General features: G+C 71.4%; 11 protein-coding genes and 1 pseudogene. 4 read left to right on the top strand and 8 right to left on the bottom strand.

What is annotated here, in order from left to right:
• Nucleotides 1-21 precede the first annotated feature (21 nt).
• From K5S26_RS03850 to K5S26_RS19285, 4 genes and pseudogenes are all read left to right on the top strand, one after another.
• The gene (locus tag K5S26_RS03850) at nucleotides 22-1,368 is read left to right on the top strand and encodes a Gfo/Idh/MocA family protein (protein ID WP_221856195.1); all 1,347 of its coding nucleotides are present in this window, start codon (nucleotides 22-24) and stop codon (nucleotides 1,366-1,368) included.
• A complete protein-coding gene (locus tag K5S26_RS03845; RefSeq protein ID WP_221856193.1) occupies nucleotides 1,365-3,422 on the top strand; it encodes a glycoside hydrolase family 36 protein in 2,058 nt (685 codons plus the stop codon). Before K5S26_RS03850 ends, K5S26_RS03845 begins: the two co-directional genes overlap by 4 nt.
• A gap of 1 nt (nucleotide 3,423) precedes the next feature.
• Nucleotides 3,424-4,338 (top strand): NAD-dependent epimerase/dehydratase family protein, encoded by a 915-nt coding sequence (locus K5S26_RS03840; protein ID WP_221856191.1) that lies wholly within the window; start codon nucleotides 3,424-3,426, stop codon nucleotides 4,336-4,338.
• Between the two features lie 293 nt (nucleotides 4,339-4,631).
• Nucleotides 4,632-5,564 (top strand): annotated as a pseudogene (locus tag K5S26_RS19285) (choice-of-anchor M domain-containing protein); the annotation flags it as partial.
• 1,305 nt (nucleotides 5,565-6,869) lie between these two features.
• Here K5S26_RS19285 and K5S26_RS19280 read toward each other — a convergent pair.
• The 8 genes from K5S26_RS19280 to K5S26_RS03800 all read right to left on the bottom strand — a co-directional run bounded on the left by K5S26_RS19280 (nucleotide 6,870) and on the right by K5S26_RS03800 (nucleotide 21,928).
• The gene (locus K5S26_RS19280) at nucleotides 6,870-7,757 is read right to left on the bottom strand and encodes a pentapeptide repeat-containing protein (protein WP_372454385.1); all 888 of its coding nucleotides are present in this window, start codon (nucleotides 7,755-7,757) and stop codon (nucleotides 6,870-6,872) included.
• Between the two features lie 512 nt (nucleotides 7,758-8,269).
• Nucleotides 8,270-9,145 carry a lytic transglycosylase domain-containing protein gene (locus tag K5S26_RS03830; protein WP_221856187.1) on the bottom strand — a complete coding sequence of 292 codons (876 nt, stop codon included), beginning with the start codon at nucleotides 9,143-9,145 and terminating at the stop codon, nucleotides 8,270-8,272.
• A complete protein-coding gene (locus tag K5S26_RS03825) occupies nucleotides 9,142-10,131 on the bottom strand; it encodes an anchored repeat-type ABC transporter permease subunit (RefSeq protein ID WP_221856768.1) in 990 nt (329 codons plus the stop codon). Before K5S26_RS03825 ends, K5S26_RS03830 begins: the two co-directional genes overlap by 4 nt.
• Nucleotides 10,128-10,889, bottom strand: coding sequence for an anchored repeat-type ABC transporter ATP-binding subunit (locus K5S26_RS03820; RefSeq protein ID WP_221856185.1), 762 nt, complete (start codon nucleotides 10,887-10,889; stop codon nucleotides 10,128-10,130). The genes K5S26_RS03825 and K5S26_RS03820 overlap by 4 nt, the downstream gene beginning before the upstream one ends.
• The gene (locus K5S26_RS03815) at nucleotides 10,886-11,938 is read right to left on the bottom strand and encodes a choice-of-anchor M domain-containing protein (RefSeq protein ID WP_221856183.1); all 1,053 of its coding nucleotides are present in this window, start codon (nucleotides 11,936-11,938) and stop codon (nucleotides 10,886-10,888) included. Before K5S26_RS03815 ends, K5S26_RS03820 begins: the two co-directional genes overlap by 4 nt.
• Nucleotides 11,939-11,988: 50 nt before the next feature.
• Nucleotides 11,989-13,557: an anchored repeat ABC transporter, substrate-binding protein gene (locus tag K5S26_RS03810; protein WP_221856181.1), complete on the bottom strand. Its 1,569-nt coding sequence runs from the start codon at nucleotides 13,555-13,557 to the stop codon at nucleotides 11,989-11,991.
• Complete coding sequence (locus K5S26_RS03805) at nucleotides 13,554-14,276, bottom strand: class I SAM-dependent methyltransferase (protein WP_221856179.1); 723 nt, start codon at nucleotides 14,274-14,276, stop codon at nucleotides 13,554-13,556. The genes K5S26_RS03810 and K5S26_RS03805 overlap by 4 nt, the downstream gene beginning before the upstream one ends.
• Nucleotides 14,273-21,928: a TIGR03773 family transporter-associated surface protein gene (locus tag K5S26_RS03800; protein ID WP_221856177.1), complete on the bottom strand. Its 7,656-nt coding sequence runs from the start codon at nucleotides 21,926-21,928 to the stop codon at nucleotides 14,273-14,275. The genes K5S26_RS03805 and K5S26_RS03800 overlap by 4 nt, the downstream gene beginning before the upstream one ends.

Raw genomic sequence — 21,928 nt, 5'->3', positions numbered from 1 at the left:
TCCCGAACCGAGGTCACACCGATGGATGCCGCGACAGCGCCCCTCCGCTACGCCGTCGTCGGAGCGGGCGCCCGCTCCGAGAGCTACCTGCGCGCCATCGTCGGCCCGCATCGTGCCGACGCCGAGCTGCGAGCGATCGGCGACGTCAATCCCGGTCGGGTCGACCACTTCCGTGCCCTCGCGAGGAGCCTCGGGGGCGACCCCGCCGGCTTCGCCCCCGACGCGCTCGAGGGCGTGATCCGGGAGCACGACATCGACCGCGTCATCGTCTCCTCCCCCGACGACACGCACGCCGAGCTCGTGGACCGCGCGCTGCGAGCGGGAGCAGACGTCATCGTGGAGAAGCCCCTCACGATCGACGCCGACGGCGCGGAGCGGATCGCCGCGGCGGTGGCGGACACCGGGCGCTCGGTCACCGCCACCTTCAACTACCGCTACTCGCCCCGCAACTCGGCCCTTGCCGAGCTGCTGCGGTCGGGCGAGATCGGCGACGTCACCTCGGTGCACTTCGAGTGGATGCTCGACACGGTGCACGGAGCCGACTACTTCCGCCGCTGGCACCGCCTCAAGCGGCGCTCCGGGGGCCTGCTCGTGCACAAGGCCGCGCACCACTTCGACCTCGTGAACTGGTGGCTCGACGACGCGCCGACACGCGTCTATGCCAGCGGCGGCCTGCGGTTCTACGGCGCGGCCAACGCCGCCGGGCGCGGCCTGCCACCCCGCCCGGCGCGGGGCAGCGTCGGCCCGGCCAGCGACGATCCCTTCGTGCTCGACATGCGCACGGTTCCGGGCCTCGCGGCCCTCTACCTCGACAACGAGACGCACGACGGCTACGTGCGCGACCTCGACGTGTTCTCGGCCGACATGGACATCGAGGACAACCTGTCGCTCGTGGTCGACTACGCCCGCGGCCCCGGCATGACCTACTCGCTCAACGCCCACTCCCCCTGGGAGGGCTACGCGGTCTCGGTGAACGGAACGCGGGGGCGCGCCGAGCTCACCGTCGTCGAGCGCGCGTCCGTGTCGTCCCCGGCCGTGGTCGACCCCAGCTACTCGGATCTTCGCAGCGGCAACGCCGCGCGCACCGAGGGCGAGCGACTGGTCGTGCAGCGGCACTGGGACGAGGCGCGAGTGGTCGACATCCCCGACGGGCGAGGCGATCACGGCGGAGGCGACGAGCGGATGATGTCCGATCTGCTGTCACGACGGCCCGAGGCCGACCCCCTGGGGCGGAGGGCCGGGCTGGTCGACGGCCTCCGCGCCATCGCCGTGGGCATCGCCGGCAACGAGTCGCTGGCGACGGGACTGCCCGTCGTCCTCGCCGACGCCGGCATCGCCCTCGCCGAGCATCAGGGAGCCGCACGATGAGCGCTCCGGCCGCCCCCAACCGTTCGCGGGACATCGTGCTGGCCTCCGGAGGCGTGTCGCTGACGCTCGAGGCGGGCCTGGACGCGCCTGCGAGCCTGGTGAGCCTTCGCGTCGCCGGCGCGCCGAGCGCCTTGCGCCGGCAGCCCCTCGTGGAGCTGTTCACCGCGACAGAGCGGCACGCGCGGATGTCCCTCGGCTACGTCGGCTCGGCCCTCGGCGAGCGCCTGCGCACGGTGTCGGTCGAGCAAGACGGCGCGAACGCGTCGATCGCCCAGCGCGACGCGACGACCGGCGCCGTCGTGACGACGCGCATCGCGCTCGGCGACGACGGGTTCCGGATCGTCCACGACATCCTCAACGACGGGCAGCGCCCCCTCGTGGTCTTCGCGCTCCCGACGCTGACGGTGCGGACGGCGGCGGAACCGGCGGAGCTCGCGCTCGTGTCCGGCCGCAGCGAGTGGCTCGGCGAGGGGCGCTGGAGCGAGCAGCCCCTTGCGCCGCTCCTGCCCGAGCTCGGGTTCGCGACCGTCGCGCAGCCGGACCGCACGGGCCCGGGTCAGAGCAGCTCGGGCGGCTGGTCGACCGGCAGCGTCTACCCGCTCGGCGCGCTCGTGGGCGCGGGGACGTCCGTCGGGTGGCAGATCGAGTCGTCGGCGGGCTGGCAGTGGTCGCTGTCGCGCGGCGACGGCGGCGTGGTGCTGAGCGCCGGCGGGCCGACCGAGCGCGAGCACCACGGCGAGCTCGTGCTCGCTCCGGGGCAGACGTTCACGACCGTCACGGCGGCCTGTGTGGCCGCCGCCGACCGCGACGGGGTGTTCGCCGCCCTCACGCGCCATCGCCGTCGCCTCCGCGCACCGCGCGCGGCCGACGCCGCGCTCCCCGTCGTCTACAACGACTACATGAACACCCTCATGGGGCAGCCCACGACGGAGGCGCTCCGCCCCCTGATCGCGGCGGCGGCCGAGGCGGGCGCCGAGGTGTTCTGCATCGACGCCGGCTGGTTCACCGACAGCGTCGACTACTGGTCGGAGGTCGGCGCGTGGCAGGACGCCCCCACCCGCTTCCGCGAAGGGCTCGCGGGGGTCATCGCCGACATCCGCGCCGCGGGACTGCAGCCGGGCCTCTGGCTGGAGCCGGAGTCGGTCGGCCTCGACTCCCCCGTCGTCGACGCCCTGCCCGAGGCGGCGTTCTTCTCCCGGCACGGCGCCGCGGTCGTCGAGCAGCGGCGGCGACACCTCGACCTCCGCCACCCGGCGGCGCGGCGTCACCTGGACGACACCGTCGACCGCCTGGTCGCCGAGCACGGCATCCGGTTCCTCAAGATCGACTACAACATCGAGCCGGGCTCCGGCACCGACGCCGGCGGCCTCGCCGCCGGTCAGGGCCTCCTCGCCCACACCCGCGCGCTGCGGGAGTGGCTGGTCGACGTGCAGCGTCGCCATCCCGACCTGCTCGTCGAGAACTGCGCCTCGGGCGCGATGCGCAGCGACTACCACCTGCTCGCCGTCACCCACCTGCAGTCGACGAGCGACCAGCAGGACGCGACGCGCTACGCCGCCATCGCCGCCTCCGCTCCCGCCAGCGTCCTGCCGGAGCAGGCGGGCAACTGGGCATATCCCTCCGCGGGCATGGACGACGGCGAGCTGGCGCTCACCCTGGTCTCCGGCCTCTCCGGCCGTCTCTACCTCGCGGGGTTCCTCGACTCCCTGACCGGGCACGCCCGGGAGCGGGTCGCGGAGGCCGTGCGGTTCGCCAAGGAGCACCGCGCGACCCTCGCCGAGAGCGTCCCGTTCTGGCCGACCGGGCTGCCGCGATGGGACGACGACCTCCTGACGCTCGGGCGCCGTCTTCCGGACGGCGACGAGCTGCTGTTCGTCTGGTCGCGCGGCCCGGCGACCGCGCTCGCTCTTCCCGGGGTGCGGGACGCGGAGCGGGTCTTCGACGGGGCCGGCGCCTGGTCGGCGCTCTCGGGGCCGGACGGGCTCTCGATCGAGGTGCCGGCAGGGCCGGACGCCGCCGTGTTCCGCATCCACCGAACGACAGGGAGCGACTGAGATGCACGTCCTCGTCACCGGCGCGCGCGGCCGGCTCGGAGCGAGCGTCACCGACGTGCTCCGCGCGGCAGGCCATCGTGTGAGCGCCGTCGACCGCACGCCGGGCGACGATCCCGACGACCTCACCGTCGACCTGCTCGACACGGCGGCCGTCCACGCGCTGCTCGATCGGCGACGGCCCGATGCGGTGGTGCACCTCGCCGCCATCGCGGTGCCGTTCAGCGCGCCGGAGCGCGAGATCCTCATGACCAACACGGCCCTGGCGTTCGACGTGCTGCAGGCGTCGGTCGCCGCGGGCGCGACGCGCATCCTCGCCGCGTCGAGCCCCACCGTGGTGGGCTACGGCGGGCCGGGGTGGCGTCCCGAGACGCTCCCCCTCGACGAGAGCGCGCCGTCGGCGCCGAGCAACGCCTACGCCCTCTCGAAGACGTACGTCGAGGATGCGGTGGCCATGCTGGCGCGATCGACGCCGGACGTGCGCTTCGCCTCGTTCCGGCCCTGCTACGTCATCTCGCCCGCGGAGTGGGACGGTGCGCCGACGCAGCAGGGTCACACGGTGGTGGAGCGCCTGCGCCGCCCCGAGCTCGCCGCGGTGTCGCTGTTCAACTACGTCGACGCCCGCGACGCCGCAGCCTTCGTGGAGAGCTGGCTGTCGGCCGACTCGGCGCCCAGCGGGGCCCGGTACTTCGTCGGGGCCGCCGACGCCCTCGCCACCGAGCCGTTGCGCGACCTCATCCCCCGCTGGCATCCCGGCGCCGCCTCCGCCGCCGTGGGCCTGTCGGGCACCGCTCCCGCGTTCGACGTCTCGGCGGCGATGCGCGACACGGGCTGGCGGCCGCGCCGGTCGTGGCGCACCGAGCTCGACGCCGAGTCGCTCGCTTCTCTCGCCCAGCCCGTGGAGCGCGCCGGGGCGTGAGGTCCGCCCGGCACGCAAGTCCGGGTCACCTATCCAGGCTCGCGCGCGCACGGAGCGGTCGTCTCTGGATGGCCGCCGCTCACCATCCGCTTCGCCCGGCAACGTGAGGCACCTCCTCACTCCTCCGGCACTTCGATGAGACGCGAGCGTTCGACGGGCGGTTTGGTGATCGCACTCGCAGCTAATGATACTGATTATCATTAGCTAGTAAGTTCTCCTCTCCCCCTTGGAAGGTTCATTCCGTGATCTCGAACGTGCCCGCTCCCGGGCGTACCACGCGCCAAAGTCCACCTATGAGGAGATGGGCGGGCTCGGTAGCGGCGATCGCCATCGCCGCCGCCGGTGTCCTCATACCTCAGACCGTCGCCCATGCGGCCGAAGGTCCCGCGCCCGAGCCTCGACAGGAGCGCGTGCTCGAGAATGTGCACACCGATGCCGTTTCCGTGTTCTGGGAGGAGGACACGCTCACGCTCGCGACCAAGGCGGACGTGGACGGGGCGCTGGCCAAGCCATTCGCTGCTGACGAGGTCGTCTTCCATCTGAGCGAGGCCGCCAAGAGGACGGTGCCGTCCGGCCTCGATTTCGTCGGCCCTGCCGGCTCCACGATGTGGTTCACGCCGCAAGGCCAGAACTCTCAGCTCATCTGGCCGGGATTCTCGACTCAGGGCGTGCCGAGCGGAGTCCTGGACGACGACGAGATCGTCTTCACCCTCGACCAGCTCGATGGCCCCGGCGATGCAGAGCTGTGGCTGCAGGGAGACTTCGGCGGAGTCGGGGCGCGGCTCTGGTCCAGCGACGAGGACCACAAGAGCTTCGCCCGTTCCACCAACGTGCACATGCACGCGAACTGGGCCTTCACCGCGGCGGGAATCTACGACTTCCACGTCACCGCCTCCGCCAGTGTGGGTGGCGCGCCGATCAGCGCCACGGCGACATACACCTTCGTCGTGGGAGAGCTGCCCGCGCCCATCACCACCAGCACGACTCTCAGCGCTTCCGCCTCGAGCGTGACTCCCGGGGCGGAGGTCACCCTCGACGCGGCCGTCGTTCCCGCTGACGCGAATGGCTTCGTCGAGTTCCGAGACGGTGAGCGCGTTCTGGGGCACGAGCGGACAGTAGACGGGCGCGCCACGTTCACCGCCGAGTCCGTCAGCGCGGGCGACCACCCCTACACCGCGGCGTTCGTCCCGGAGTCGACGACGTTCACCGACCGATCAGTCTCGGAGCCCGTCGTGGTGAAAGCAGTGGACGGCTCGGGAGTCGAGTTCGGGATCGGCGGCATGTCGGACGGCTACAGCCCGGGCGACCTGATGACCGCGCATGCTGTCGGGGCCACGCTGGAGGAGGGCCAGCAGTTCCGTTGGCAGTTGCGGACGAAGGGCTTCGAGTCCAAGGTGATCGTGCCTCAGTCCACGACGAGCGACACATACTCTCGCACCGTCGATGCGACCGCTGACGATTCGGAGATCAGTGTCTCGATCTACGACCCCGCCACCCGTACGACCCTTGCTCAGACCCCCTGGGTACCCGTCGAGATCGAGCATGAGGGAGAGGTACCCGTCGTGAGCATGGTCTCAGAAGGACCGACGCCCCTCCTGCCGGGAGATGTCGTCCGTTACTCGGTCGGTGGGCGGCAGCTCGGCGAAGGCGAGTCGATCGTGTGGGGTTTCCCCTGGTACGCCGGTCTCTACGGCGCGACCATCTCGTCTCGCGACTTCGAAGCCTCCTACGAGGACGAGTCCCACAGCACCATCTCGCTGAAGGTCCTCAGGAACCCTGGGACAGACGAGACGTACGGCGCTCCCCTCGTCGCCACGATCGTGAAGAACGGCGTCGCCATCGCGAGCTCGGCGCACGAGCCCATTCTCTTGGGTCATCGTGAGCTGAATGTCTCGGGACTCCGCAATCTGTATCGAGAGGGAGGCAACGTCGAGTCTGCGGCGACGCTCTACCCGGTGCGCGAGGTGGACGACCTGAGCTACACATGGACGTTCCACAAAGACGACCGCGCGGAGGTGTGGGGCGAGGAGCATCAGCTCACCGCGGACCTCGCCGGCCCCGTGTTGAGCGTTGCAGACCACCACGGCGGCTCTTTGCGCCTGACGGTCTACAACCACGGCGAAGTCGCCCAGACGTCCGCTCCTTTCGCGATGAATGTGACGAGCGACCTCGGCACACAGATTCTCGAGTTCAGCACGCTGGCCGATCACTATCACCAGGGCGATCCCCTCTCCCTCGATCTCACGGTCGACCCGGCTCCGCTCTCGGGCGACTCCCTGGAGTGGCAGTGGAAGTGGCCCGGCACCGACTGGACCCCCATGACGGGCGTCGAGGACAACCGCTACACGGCGGTCGCCGAGCAGGCGCTCGACGGGGTCGAGATTCGCGCCGCCCTGACGTATGCGGACGACGAGGCGGACCCGCTCGTATCCGAGACGCGGATCGTCCACGTCAACGATCATGGTGCGCTCCCGCGCCAGGCGACCACCGTGAAGGGGGCGAGCTCCTATGTCGCAGAAGACGAGGTGGAGCTAGTTGCCACAGTGACGCCGAAGACGGTGCTTGAGCACTTCCTGTGGGAGCGAAAGGCGGCGGACGAGGATGCGTTCAGCGAGATCGAGGGTGAGTCCGGCAACGTCCTGAGATTCGACGCGCGTGTGACGGACGACGGCGCGGAGTACCGAGCAACACCGGTACTGCCGAACGGGTCGACTGTCTACAAGGCTGCCGATCCTCTCACGCTGACGGTTGCGAGCACCGAAGAGCCCGGGACGGAGGAGCCGGGCACCGAGGAACCGGGCACCGACGAGCCGGGCACCGAGGAACCAGGCACGGACGAGCCGGGCACCGAGGAACCAGGCACCGACGAACCGGGTACCGAGGAACCAGGCACGGATCAGCCGGGCACGGAGGAACCAGGCACGGATAAGCCGGGCACGGATCAGCCGGGCACCGAGGAACCGGGCACCGAGGAACCAGGCACGGATCAGCCGGGCACCGAGGAGCCGGGCACCGAGGAGCCGGGTACGGACGAGCCGGGCACCGAGGAGCCGGGCACCGAGGAGCCGGGTACGGACGAGCCGGGCACGGATCAGCCGAGCACGGACGAGCCGAGCACCGATGAGCCGGGCACGGATCAGCCGGGCACGGATCAGCCGGGCACGGACGAGCCGAGCACCGATGAGCCGGGCACGGATCAGCCGGGCACGGATCAGCCGGGCACGGACGAGCCGGGCACCGATCAGCCGGGCGCTGAGGAGCCGAGCGCCGACGAGCCCGCGGTGGTCCAGCCGTCGTTCACGCCCGCGCCCCCGGTGGCCGACGGTGCCGACCTTCCGGCCGCGCTGCGCGACCGGGTGTCCGCCACCGTGAGCGGACGCACGGTGTCCCTCGGCGGCCTGACGCCGGGCGGGTGGCACTACGTGTACGCGTACTCGGAGCCGACGGGCTTGGGCTGGGTGCAGGCCGATGGCGAGGGTCTGGCGTCGACGACGCTGCCGGCGGGTCTGGAGCCGGGTGTGCACCGCATCGCGGTGCTGGACGCGGACGGTGACCTCATCGGCTGGACCGAGGTGACCGTGGGCGCGGGCGGTCTGGCGGCGACCGGTTCGGACGGTGCGGCGGTGTGGGGCGCGGGAGCGCTCGCGGTGCTGCTGCTCGTCGCCGGCGGTGCCCTGCTCGTCGCACGCCGACGCGGCCGCGTCACGCACTGATCGCCAGACCGGGGGACGGAGCCGACCGCTCCGTCCCCCGGTCGGCGCGTCCTCTCTCGAGGAGGTGCACCCGCCCTCGCCGGAGCGCTCAGGATGCCGCCGACAAAGCCCGGCGGCGCATTCTGCCGAACCGCCCCACGCTCCCCCGTGTATGGCGCGGCTGACCGGCGGTCAGAATCTCATTCCGTGAGCATCACTCATCCGGACGAGCAAAACGCCTAACGCAGGGTGGCGTAGTGGCTCGCTGCCGCGGCGACGCGGTTGTTGTAATCGACGGAGGGGTTGTAAGCGTCGATCGCGGCGATCCAGTTCTCCGGCTGCGTGAGGTCGCCGCCGACGGCGCACAGGTAGACCGCGGCGGTCAGCGCCGCATCGTCGATCTGATGGACGTCGGCGGTGCCGTCGTCGTTGCCGTCCTGCGCGTACCGGGCCCACGTCTCGGGGATGAACTGCATCGGTCCCACCGCACGGTCCCAGGTGGCGTCGCCGTCGAGCTCGCCGCCGTCGGTGTCGGGGATCTCGTCGGTGTCCTGGCCGTCGAGCGGGATCCCGACGATCGCGGGCGCGGCGATGCCGTCGCCGCCGATGCGGGAGCCGTCGATCGTGCCGTGCTCCGACTCGACGTGCCCGATCGCTGCCAGCGTGTTCCAGCCGAGCCCGCAGCCGGGATCCGTGCGTGCGGTGTCGAGGGCTGCGCCGGCATAGGCGGCGAGTGCCCGTTCCGGGATGTCCGCCTCCGTCGCGATGCGTGAGACCCACGCGGTGTCGGCGAGCGCGGAGATGTCTCTTGACGCGTCCGCGTCCGTGGCCTCGTCGACGGCGGCGCCGACCGTCGGCACCGGTTGCGGGCTCGGCGTCGTGTCGGTCGCGGCCGCACTGGCCGTGGGGTCGGGCGTCGTCGAGTTCTGCGACGGGCTGAGCGCGGCGGCCGCGAGGGCACCGATGCCCAACGTCGCGAGCGCAGCGGTCAGGGTCGGCAGCACCCAGCGTCGGGTTCTCCGCCGCGGCTCGGGAACGGCCGGCTCGTCGGGAGAGCGACGAAGCAGCGCGTCGAAGTCGCCTGCGGATCCGTGTGGCGGCGTCGGTTCGGTCATGGGCGGATCGCGCTCCTCGCTGGTTGGGTGTGCGGCGCGGTGGACGCGTGGTCGAACGTGTCGCCGGGGGCGCTGTCGAAGGTCGCACGGACGCGCGGTGTCGAGGGCGTCTCGACCCTGTTCGCGCGGGTGCGGCGGTGGCGGGTCTTCGCGATCACGCCCTGCCGGGGCGAGAGGAACCAGGCCAGCAGGAACACGACGGTGAGGATGAGCACGATCGTGCCGCCGGTGGGAAGATCCCAAGACCAGGACACGTAGAGTCCGACCAGCGCGGCGGCGCCGCCGATGACCGGCGCGAGCAGCATCATGACCCCGAGCCGGTCGGTCAGCAGCCGGGCCGTCGCGGCGGGCGTGATCAGCAGGGCGAGGACGAGGATGTTGCCGATGGTCTGCACGCTGATGACGACCGCGAGGGTGACCAGGATGTAGAGAGCGAGGTCGAGCCAGAAGACCTTGACACCCATCGCGCGGGCGGACTCGCGGTCGAGGCTGATCGTGACGAACTCCTTGTGCAGCAGGAAGACCACCGCGAGCACCACCAGTCCGGTGACGCCGACGACGTAGAGGTCGGAGTCGGGGATGCCGGTGATCGAGCCGAACAGGAACTGCTGCAGGGAGCCGGCGTAGCCGGGCGCCTGGGAGATGATCACGATGCCGAGCGCGAACGCGGCGACGAAGAAGACGCCGATGATGGAGTCCTCCTTGATACGGCGGTTCTGCGAGAAGACGGCGACCAGCACGGCGGTGAGGATGCCGGCGACGGTGCCTCCGAGCACGAGGTTGCCGCCCACCACGAACGCGACGGCGAGGCCGGGGAAGACGGCGTGGGCGACGGCGTCTCCGATGAACGCCATTCCGCGCAGTACGACGAAGGTGCCGACGACGCCGCAGACGATGGACGACATCACGGCGACGGCGAGCGCCTTGGGCAGGAACGCCAGGTCGGGGTTGAACAGGTCGGTGAGGAAGTCGATCGGGTTCATCAGGCAGCCGCCTTCAGGACGCGCAGCAGGGCGGACTCGGGCCCCACGCCGAACGCCGCCATCCAGACGCCCGGGTCGGCGGCGAGTTCGGCGGGCGTGCCCGTGGCGATCACGGTGCGGTTCAGCAGCGCGATCCGGTCGCAGGTGTCCAGCGCGCCGACGAGGTCGTGCGTCGTCATCACGACGGCGTGTCCCTCGTGGGCGAGGCCGGTGAACAGCTCGCTGAGCAGGTCCTGCGTGGGCATGTCCAGTCCGGTGAACGGCTCGTCGAGCAGCAGCAGGCTGGGGCGGAGCACGAGCGCTCGAGCGACGAGCACGCGCTGGCGTTGTCCGCCGGAGAGCTGCCCGACGGGTCGGTCGGCGAGGTCGGTCATCCGCACGCGGTCCAGCGCGTCGGCGACCGCTTCCCAGTCGGCGACGCGGGGGCGGCGCAGCAGACCGAGCTTGCCGGTGAGGCCGGTGGCGACGACGTTGGCGACGCTGATCGGGAACTCCCAGGCGAAGTCGTGGCGTTGCGGGACGTATCCGATCGCCGTCCGTCCGGGCTTCGCCGGGTGTCCGTCCACGCTCACCCGGCCGTCGGTCGGGCTCAGCAGGCCGAGGATGGTGCGCAACAGCGTGGTCTTGCCGGCGCCGTTAGGGCCGATCAGCCCCACCAGCTCGCCGCTGCGGGCCGTGAGGTCGGCGCCCTGCAGCACCGGGCGTCCGCCGAGCTCGACGGATACGTTCTGCACCTCGAGGGCGGGGGCGGGGTCGCTCATCGCCGCTCCTCTCCGCGCGCGTCGTCGTCGCTTTCGGTCTGCGGCGTGCTCGCGCGGGCTGCCAGGATCCGCTTCTTGGCGCGATTGCCGCGGACGATCGCGACGGTGAAGCCGACGATGAGGCTCGCCGCGACCAGCGCGATCACGCCGATCAGAATCGGGACCAGCGGGTCGGCATCGTCCTCCGGCGCTGCGGCGGGCGTCTCGGTGGCCTCTTCCTCAGCGTCTGCGCCGGTCTCGGCGTCGGGCTCCGGCTCGGCCGCTCCCTCCCAGCTCGCCGCGAGGGCGTCGGCCGGGTCGGTGTCCGTGCCGACCGCGACACGGATGTACTGGGTGTCGCTGGCGGACGTCCCGTCGACGAGGTCCGCGTCGGCCTGCAGCCGCAGCAGGTAGACGCCGGGCTCGGTGAAGACCCAGTTCGCGTGGGTGTGAGTGTTCACGTCGACCCACGCCGGCTGGGCGTCTGTGACGCGGGAGTCCCAGAGCAGCTGCGGCTCGCCGAACGACCCGGACTGCAGGTACACGGTGGCGATGCCGGGGCCCTGCACGCCGGTGAGGGACAGCGTGATGCCCCGGTCGATGGTGGACATCACCTCCGGATCCTGCGTGTTCCAGCCCAGCCAGACCACTTCGGGGTTCTGCGTCTGCGGGATGACCCAGACGGGCTCGCCGGGCGCGGCACCGATGAACTCGTATGCCTGGTCGTCGGGCACAGTGAGCTCGGCCTGGTCGCGCACATGCAGCACGGTCTGCTCCGGGTATCGCCAGACGCTGCTGGCGTTCGCATCCGCGCGCGCCGCGTCGTCGTGAATCAGGAAGCGCCACTGCCCGTCCACGAACTTCGGGCCCATGTCCACGTGGCCGGCGTCCAGCACGCGTTCGCCCTGGACGACGGGCAGGTCGTCGAGCGTCTGGTCCAGGTTCGGGTCGTCGTCGCCCTCAGCGAGAGCGGCCGTCGCCGGGGTCAGCAGCGCCAGCGCGAGAGCGGCGGCCGCCGCGGTGCGCCACAGCACGGGGGCTCGGCGTCGGGATCGGGTGGGGTTCGTCATCGGTCGGGTCATCTCTTGTCGTTCTCTTCTGGGGCTCGGGCGACGCGGGGTCACTCGGTGAGGCAATCGCGGAGCGTGTCGGCGTTGAACCGCATCATCTGGACGTAGCTGGTGACGGTGTCGTCGAAGGTGTCGCCGTAGATCGGGCACACGGCGACGCCCTGCTCGGCGGCGACCTCGGTCAGCGTCGAGGAGCGCGCCGCGAGGTTCGGCTCGAGGAACACCGCCGGCACGCCGAGGGTGCGGATCGTCTCGGTGAGCTTGCGGCGGTCGGCCAGGGACGGCTCGGCGGCGGGGCTCGGAGTGACGAATCCGGCGATGTGGACGTCGTAGGCGTGGGCGAGGTAGCCGAACGCGTCGTGCGTGGTCACGAGGTACCTGTTCGCCTCAGGGATCTCCGAGAGGGTCTCGCGCACGTAGTCGTCGGTATCCTCCAGCTCGGCGAGGTAGGCGGACGCGTTGGCAGCGTACTCCCGGGCACCGGACGGGTCGGCGCCGATGAGCGTGTCGCGGATGAGGTTGACGTACGCCATGCCGTTGCGGACGTTCTGCCACAGATGGGGATCGATCTCGCCGTGCACGTGCTTTCCCAGGACCGCCTGCGGCAGCTGGTAGATCTGCGTTCCCGCCTTGCCGAGGAAGGTGAACGGGGAGCCGGCGGGGATCTCGTCGAGCGCCTTGGCCGGCACGTCGATCACGACCTCCGCGGGGGTGTAATCCAGCTGGGTGTGCTCGCCGCCGCCCTCCGGGTCGTAGCGCACCTCCAACGCCCCGTCCTCCAGGTTCGCCGTCAGGTCGGCGTGGCCCTGGTTCAGCACCACGGCGTCCGCGACGCCGGCCTCGGCAGGGTTCACGCCGACGGCGAAGGTGAACGTCGACTCCCCCAGCTGCTGGGGGCGCGACGTGTCGTCGACCTGCACCTGCGCCTGCAGGGTGATCGTGTAGACGCCGGGCTCGGTGAACGCCCACGACAGGTGCGTGTGCGCGTCCGCGGGGAGCGACATCGTGTCGTCGCGGTAGCCGTTACTCGCGTCGAAGCCGTCGGACGAGTCGAAGTAGACGTCCGTGTCGCCGAAGGTGCCCGTCAGGTAGGCGAACACGTCGCCCGGGCCGGTGACGTCGGTCGCGGACAGCAGCACCTCGGAGGTGCGGGTGGCGCCGTAGCGCTCGCTACCGTCGCCGTGGGCGCGCAGCCCGAGCCAGACGGTGTCGAGGTTGACGTTCTCCACCAGCGGGATGATCTCTGCGGCGTACTTCACCGCCTCCTCGGCCAGCGAGACGCTCACCGCTTCGGGTTGGAGGTTGGCGTCCAGCGTCTTGATGACGTTGTGCTCCTCCAGGAGCGCGTAGTTCGAGAAGGCGACATCGGCGTAGACGACGTTGCGCGCGTCCCTCAGGGTGGGCTCGTAGGTATGCGGGTCGCCGCCGTCGGGGACGAGCGACACGGCGTCGACACGGTCGCCGCCGACCTGCTGCACCAGGTCGCGCAGCAGGCCGGTGGTGGTCACGACCTGAAGCCGGTCGTCGTCCGCGGCGAGCAGCGGCTTGACCGCGCAGCCCGACAGGGCGAGTGTGATGGCGGCGAGCGCGCCGACCGCCGTCAGCGCACGGCGCGTCATGCGACGGCTCCTACATGCCGCACGAGACCGACGACGTCGTCGCTGCCGCCGGCGAGCCGCAGCCCCGCGCGGTCGAGCTCGGAACGCAGCTGATCGAGGGTGGGCGCCTGCCAGCTCGCGACGAAGGCGTGTCGGCGCAGCACTCGATCGCCGTCCAGCACGAGGTACTCACTCGTCGATCCGGCCCCGCCGGGCCGGCTCCGGTGGCGCGCGAGGTAGCGGTGCCCGCCGATTCGGGTGGCCTCCTCCACCGTTTCCTCACCAGTCGGCGCCCCCGGCCGTGGCAGGGTGATGAGCCCGACACCGCCGGGCGAGAGCATGCCCCGGAGCCGAGCGAAGGTCGCCTCGCGCTGTCCGGGCGTGAGGTGCCCGAGCATATGCGCGCAGACGAACCCGGAGACGGGGCCGGTGACGTCGTCGAGGATGTCGGGGACGGCCCCGGCGAAGACGCTCACACGCTCCACCAGAGCCGGGTCGTCCACGACGCGAGCAAGCAGCACCGCCCGCATGATCGGAGACGGCTCGACCGCGACGACGTGCGCTGCCGTGGACTGCGCGAGCGCCCTGGTGCCGAGGCCTGTGCCCGCGCCGATGTCCAGGATCGTCGTGTCTGTGCCGAGGTGGGCGAAGGTTTCGACGAGCGCGGGCCGCAGCGCGTCCCAGACGTCGATCATGAACAGGTCATGGAGCTCTCCCATGCCTTCGTAGGTGTCGCTCACGCCGTGACGCCGCCCCTCCGCCGCCACCACAGCACACCGGTACCGGCCGCCCCGATCAGCAGCAGCAGGCCCAGGACGGACAGCAGCAGCGGCACCGGATCGCCCTGCGCGAGCGCGGTGAACGGATCGGTGAACCCGTCGCGTGTGTCCGCGGCGTCCTGTCCGGGCAGGCGGTCGCGGGCTGCCTCGGCTGCCTCGGCTGCGGCCTGATCGGCGGCCTGCAGCGTGGCGTCTGTGTCGTCGGAGAGCAGCATCGCGTTCGAGATGGCGCCGCAGCCGTCGCCTGTCTCCTGCGCCGCCGAGGCGGGATCGACATCGCCGACGACGATCGTGAGCGTCTCGGTGTCCGACGAGGTCTGCCCGTTCGCGAGCGTCACCGTCTGGGTCGTGTTGACCCGGTACACACCCTCGGCGCTGAACGCCCAGTTGGCGTGAGCGTGCACGCCCAGCGGAACGCTGTAGCTCCCCGTGCCGTCGAACACCACCTGCTGCACCCCGCCGAACGCGCCCGTCAGGTACACCTTCATCGATCCCGGCCCATCGACGCTGTTGATCGTCCACGACACCGGGCCGCGGGTGTTGCCCGCGTTGAGCGCCTCGGTCGACCAGCCCAGCCAGATCAGGTCGAGGTTCTGCGTCTGCGGCACCTGCCACACCGCCGATCCGGCCGCACCGATCTGCCCGAACCCGGCCGGGAGCGTCACACGGCTGGACGGCTTGAGCCAGAGGATCGTGCCGTCGGGCTCCCGGTAGACCTTGGTTCCCGACGTGTCGTCGCCGATCAGCGACTCGAGCTTGCCGCCCACGATGCGGGACGAGTAGTCGATGTGCCCGGCCGACAGGATCGTCGCGCCCGCCACGCACTGCGTCGCCGCGACCTGCTGCGAGGCGGGGGCCGCCTCGGCGTCGTCGCTCGCCTGCGGCGGCGTCACCTCGACGGGCTCGGTGTCGACGAGCTCTCCGCAGTGGGCGGGATCGATCTCCATGACGTCCGCCGTGCCGACGGCCACGGCCAGCACGAACTGGTCGGACACCGTCTGCCCCGACGGCAGCTGAGCGACCCGCTGCATCGACAGGCAGTAGTTGCCCTGCGCGGAGAACGCCCACGACCCGTGCGCGTGCGTGTTCTTCGGGATCGTGAACCGGTCGGCGCCGGTGATGCCGTCACGGGTGTTGAACAGCACCTGCGGCTGACCGAACGAGTCGGACTCGTACAGGGCGAACTCCCCCGGCCCCGACACGTCGTTCAACGTCCACGCCACGCCGCCGGTCGTCGCCGACAACGGGATCTCCTCCGTCGACCAGCCCGGCCACAGCAGACCCGGCTGCTGCAGCTGCGTCACCTGGTAGAACGGCGTGCCCGACTGGCCAAGGAACCGATACGCGGAACCCTGCGGCACCGTGGTGCGTGAGCTGGGCAGCAACTGCAGCACCGTCTTCTCCGGATCGCGCCAGGTCGGGTCCCCCGACTCGGTGGTGTCCTTCACCTTCGTGTCCAGCCGCCTGCCCTCCAGCAGGGAGGCGATGTCGACGTGCCCGTCGTTGAGCACCGTGGCGCCCTTGTTGTTGACGGTGCCGTTGGGAACCTCCCAGACCGCGTCCGGGATCGGCTCCTCCGCTGCGACGTCGTCTCCGTCGCCCGCGCCGCTTCCGCCGCCGGTGGCGGCGAGGATGCGCAGGCTCGCCCAGCCGATCAGCTCGCCCTGGTCGTCCTCGACGACCAGCCGGTGGGTGCCGGGCGTCGCGTCGGCGGGGATGCGCACCTGGAAGATGGCGTCCTCGTCGGCGTGGGCCCATCCGAGCCACGTCGGGTCGGAGTACAGCCAGGGTGAGACCCACGCGTCGGCGTGGTCGGCGTCCAGCTGCACGCTGATCAGCTGCCCCGCCAGGAACCCGTCCTGTCCGTTCAGGATGCGCACGCTGCCGCCGCCGTCGTCGGGCAGGTCCTCGGCGGCGATCGGCGTGGTGTCCTTGCGATCGGGCTGGCCGGCCGGCGCCTGGAAGCACTGGTCGGGGTCGACGCGCATCACGTCGGCCTTGCCTACGGCGACGGCGAGCACGAACTCGTCGGACACGGTCTTTCCGGAGGCCAGGGTGGTCTTGCGCTCGAAGCCCAGGCAGTAGTTGCCCTGTGCGCTGAACGCCCAGGACCCGTGGGCGTGCGTGAGCTTGGGGATCTCGAACGAGTCGGCTCCGGTGACGCCGTCGCGGGTGTTGAACAGCACCTGCGGGCGCCCGAAGGCGTCGGTCTGGTAGAGGGAGAACTCGCCGGGGCCGGAGATCTCGGTCAGCGTCCAGTCGACGCCGGCCTTGGTCGCCGTCCTGGCGATGGTCTCGGTCGACCATCCGGGCCACAGCAGGCCCGTCTGCTGGCGCTGCGAGACCTGATAGAAGGACGTTCCCGCGGAGCCGAGGAACGACCACTGGTCACCCTTCGGCACCGTCGTCCGGGCGCTGGGCAGCAGCTGCAGGATCGTCTCTGCGGGGTCCCGCCACGCCGGCTTCGACGACGCGGTGGTGTCCTTCACCTTCGTCTGCAGCGCGCTGCCCTCCAGTAGCGAGGCGATGTCGACATGCCCGTTGTTCAGCACGGTCGCGCCGGCCTCGTTGCGGGTGCCGTTCGCGACGTCCCAGACGGCTTCCGGGTCGACCGGAGCATCGTCGCCGCCCCCGGAGCCGGCACCTCCTCCTCCGCCCCCGCTCCCACTGCCTCCCCCGCTGGGAGCGGCGATGATGGTCAGCGCGTCCCACCCGATCAGCTTGCCGTCGGAGTCCTCGACCACGAGGGTGTGGGAGCCGACGGCCGCCGTGGCAGGCAGGCGCACCTGGATCGCACCGGACGAGCCCACGCGCGCCCAGCCCAGCCAGTTGACGTCGTCGAGCCACACCGACACCCACTGGCCGGCGCGGTCCTTGCCCACCTGCACGGTGACCAGCTGGCCGGCGTAGAAGCCGTTCTCGCCGCCGAGCACCTGCACGCCGCCGGTGTTGCCGTCGTCCAGGTCGCCGGGGTCGGTCGGCGTGGTGTCCGGGTCGTCCGGCTCATCGCCCGGGTCGGCGAAGCACTTCGCGGGGTCGACCTTCTGCGGGTTCACGTCGCCGACGGCGATGGCGAGAACGTTCGAGATGGTCTGGCGCTTGCCGCCGTTGACACTGGCCGACCGATCGAAGGCGAGGCAGTACGTGCCCTCGGCCGAGAACGCCCAGTTGCCGTGCACGTGCGAGGCCTCGTCGATGGTGAACGAGTCGCGCGAGGTGATGCCGTCACGGGTGTTCCAGCGCACGACGGGCGTGCCGAAGTCGCCCGACTCGTACAGCGCGAACTCGCCCGGGCCCTCCATGTCGGTGAGGGTCCAGTCGACGCCGTCCGGCACCACGCCGCGCTCGATCAGCTCGGTCGACCACCCCGGCCACAGCAGCAGCGAGTTCTGGGTGGCGGGCAGCAGCCAGAACGGATCGCCCGCCCGGCCGAGGAAGCCGAACTCGCCGTCGTCCGACGCCGGCACGGTCGACTCCGCCAGATCCGTGACGTGGAACACCACGTCCTCCGGCTCGCGGTACACGACGCCGTCGCCGCTGGTGTCGTCCTTGATGGTGGTGCGGAGCTTGCCCCCCTTCACCGTGCTGGCCACGTCGACGTGCCCGACGTCGAGCACGGTCGCGTCCGAGTCCGGCACGTCCTCGTTCGGGTCCTCGCCCCCGGGCTCCTCCTCGCCGGGCTCCTCTCCGCCGGGCTCGGGCTCGGTCGCCTCGCCGCCGTCGGCGCAGGGCGTGACCTCGGAGCGGTCGACGTAGTCGGCCGACGAGGGGTTGGCGCTGCCGGCGACGAAAGTCAGCGTCTTCGACACGGTGGAGGTGCCGCCGTCTGCCAGCGTCACCTCCCAGGTCAGGGGCACGCAGTACACGCCGGGGTCGGTGAACGAGTGGATGATGTGCCGCTCGCGCCAGCCGTCCCAGAGCGACGTCTCCGTCGGGCCGCCCGCGGTCGTGCGGAACGCGACCGCGTCTTCGTCGGGAATGTAGTTCGTGCCGAACCATTCCTCACGGCTCACCGTCACGTCACCGGGGCCGGTGACCTCCCCGAGGGAGAGCGTGGGGGATCCGTCGATCTCGCCCGGCTCGAACCAGGTGGTGTCCCACGAGATGTCGGGCGCCGGCCCGTACGAGTCATGGCCGATCCACCATCCTGCGCCGGCGAGATCTCCGAAGCTCCCGCCCCCGCTCAGCGACCGGGCGCCCGAGAAGATCACCGACTCGACGTCGCGGTCCACGAGCGGCGAGACGGGAGAGTCCTGCACGCGCGCGAACACCTGCAGCTCGCCGCTGTCGTCCAGATAGGGGCTGATGAGCGCCTGACCGCTGTCGAGCACCGCCGGGGCGTCCTCCAGCGTCGCGGGCATCTGGACCGTGCCGACGGGCGCGGGAGTTTCCTCGTCGCGGCCGCACGGCTGCACCTGCGAGAGGTCCACCTCGTCGCCGACGACGACGGTCAGCTGCTCGGCGGCCGTGCTGTCGCGGCCGTCCGGCAGGCGCAGCGTGGCCTGCCAGTTCAGGCAGTACACGCCGGGCTGCGTGAACGCCCAGTTCATGTGCGAGTGGTTGCCCCGCTCGAACGAGCGTGACTGCGGGTAGCCCTGCGTGCTGCTCCAGTAGATGTAGCTCGCCTGATGGCCCCCCGTGTTGTTGCCGGAGCCCGTGGCCGCCGCCTGGTCGCCGAAGATCACCACTTCGCCCGGCCCGGACACCCCGAGCAGCTCGACCGATCCGCGGCTGATGTCGAGGATGTCCCCCTTCTGGATGCCCTGGAGCGACAGACCGGGCCAGAGGGATACCCCTGAAGTGGGAGACTCTACGAAGCCCCAGTACGGCGTTCCCGGCTCGCCGATGAACGTGTAGTCGCGGTTGGCGGTCACGGTCGGCACGACGAACTCGTTGGTCGACCGCTGTCCCACCCAGATCGTGTCGTCGAGGTCGTAGAACTCCTGGTAATCGACCCCGATCGCGGCCTCGCCGTCCACGACGTCGACCGCAAGATCGGTGTGGCCGATGTCCAGGTACGTGACGGTCGGGTCCAGCTCACCGTCGCCGTCGCCGTCGTCGTGGTCGTCGGGCAGCGCCGCCTCCTGCTGCGCGCAGACGTCGACCTGTCGCGGGTCGACGTCCGTTCCCGCGACGACCGTGAACGTGGCCGCGGCCAGCTCGTCGCCGAGGGCCGCCCGCAGCGTCACGCAGTACACGCCCGCCTCAGTGAACGCCCACCCCGAGGCCTTCTGATAGCCACCTACAGAGGTCAGACCCACGGTCGTCCCTCTTGTGGACGTGCGGGAATCCCAGATGAGCGCATCGTTCGGCGGGGTGTTGTTGGCGAGGACCTTGTAGCTGGTGAAGTCTCCGGGACCCTCGGCGGACTGGAGGGACAGCCTGCTGAACTCTGTGCCGGCCACGGCGAGGCTGCCGTCCAGGCTGAGCTGCAGGTCGTTCTCGTAGTAGGCCGACGACTGCCCGAGGTACCCGGAGGTCCGCCATGGCCGCACCCCGCGTGGGACCACCTGGTTCCAGATCGCCTGCTGGTTCGCCGAGTCGAACGCCTCGCCCGGCCAGGCGTCGTCCTGGTTCGGCAGGTAGAACACCGTCTGATGCGCGTCGAGCAGCTCCGTCTCGAGCCCGGTGTGGTCGGCGACGCGCAGGCTGAGGCCGTCGTCGGCGGCGACGGGGGCGATGCGGACGTCGCCGGCGTCGAAGATCGTCACCCCGTCGTCGCGGACGAGGTCGTCGCCGCCGCCGCCCGACCCGTCGTCGGGTTGGGGGGCGGGGGTGACGGTGGCGGGGTCGACGTCGTCGCCGACGACGATCGTGTACACCGCCGTGTCGGTCAACGCCGCCCCGTCCGCCGCGGCCGCCGAGGTCGTGACCGTGAGGTGATACACGCCCTCCGCCGTGAACGTCAGCTGGCTCATCCCCGACGCGGTCGAGCTGACCCCCTCGCCGTCCTCCGACGTCGCGGCCACGACCGGATCGGCGAGCCCGTCACGGCTGTCCCAGAACCGCTTCGGCGACAAGTCCCCCTGGAACAGCACGGCATACCCGTCTGCGTCCGTCTCCAGCCCGCCGAAGCTGAACCGCGGCTGCGCGGCCACCGCGTCCGACGGGATCAACCCCGCGTCGACATCGACGATCAGCTCATTGCCCGGATACGCCAGCGCATCGCTCGTCGTGGTCGTCCACAACGGCTGGGACCCGTCCGAGATCGCCTGCCAGCTCCGCAGAGCGACACCACGCTTGCCCTGCCCGCCCCACGCCGAGTCCTGCTGCGGCAGATGCAGCACCGTCGCCGACGGATCCAACCACTCCGTCGCTTCCGGATCCGTCACATCCCGCAACCCCAGCTCCAACCGCCCCTCCGCCAGACGATCCGCGAACCGCACCTCACCCGACGACACCACCGACACCTCAGCAACCGCGTCGGTCGTCTCGCGCGGCGCGGCGTCCGCCTCCATGCGCGGCGCCACGCGGGCCGCGGGAGGCGCCTCCGCGTCGGGCGTCGCGGTCTCCTCCGGCGCGGCGGTCTCCTCGGGCGCGGCATCTGCGTCGGGCGCGGCATCTTCCTCGGGAGCGGCCGTGTCCTCCGGCGCCCCGTCGTCCGCGACCGTGCCTTCCTCGTCCGTGCCTTCCGCGGCCGTGCCGTCGTCCTGTGATTCCGAGGGGTCGGCGGGGGTCTCCGCGTCGCCCGCCTCGGGTTCGGCGGGCGGTGCCGCCCCGACGGCGACCTGCGCGGGCTCGGCGGTCGCCTCGGCGTAGTCGGTGGACCAGGTGGGCACGAACCGTGCCGTCACGGTGTGCGTCCCGTCGGACAGCTCCGTCGCGTCCACCGCGGCGGTGCCGTCGGCGACAGTGGCCGTGCCGACGAGGGTGTCGTCGATGGAGAACTCGACGGTGCCCTCGGCCGTCGCCGGCTCGACGTGTGCGGTGAGGGGCACGGCGGTTCCGCTGTCGGCCTGCGCGGGCACGTCGAGCGTCGCCTGCGCCGGCGTCGCGGCGATCTCGCCGACGGCGACGTCGTATTCCACGGGGTCGCTGCGCAGCGTGGTCTCGGTGCCGGCGTCATCGGTCACGGTGAGCGTCGCCTCGAAGGTGAGGGCGTGGCGTCCCGGGGCTCCGAACCGCCACTGCAGCGCCCGTGCCTCGCCGGCCTCGACCGCGAGATCGGTGGACGACGTGCCGGCGGTGTCGATGAGCGTGGCGTCGCCGTCGCGCACCTGCAGGGAGGTGCCGTCGGGGCCGAGGGCGTCGGTGAGGGTGAGCGCGAGCGGCCCCGTGGCCGTGTACCCCTCGGGGAGGGCGATGTCGGCGCCCACGCTCGCCTCGACCGGTTCGGTACCGGGCACGGCGAGCACGGTCTCGGCGGGGTCGAGGAGGGTGTCGCCCGCGTCGCGGATGGCCAGCGCCAGCGCGCCCTCACCCGTGACGCCGGCGACGACGGCCTCGCCGGCGTCGAGCGCGACGACGGTCTTCTCGCGGCTGGCGGGGGCCGGCTCAGGCTCTGACGACGTCGCCGCGACGGCGGGCGTCGGCGCCGTGAGCACGGCGAACAGGAGGGACGCGATCGCCAGCGCGGCGGTCGAGGCGGGCAGGACGGGGCGGGTAAGACGCAC

The organism is Microbacterium marinilacus, assembly GCF_019753765.1.
Classification (GTDB): Bacteria; Actinomycetota; Actinomycetes; order Actinomycetales; family Microbacteriaceae; genus Microbacterium; species Microbacterium marinilacus.
This window is presented reverse-complemented; position numbering and strand designations above follow the sequence as displayed.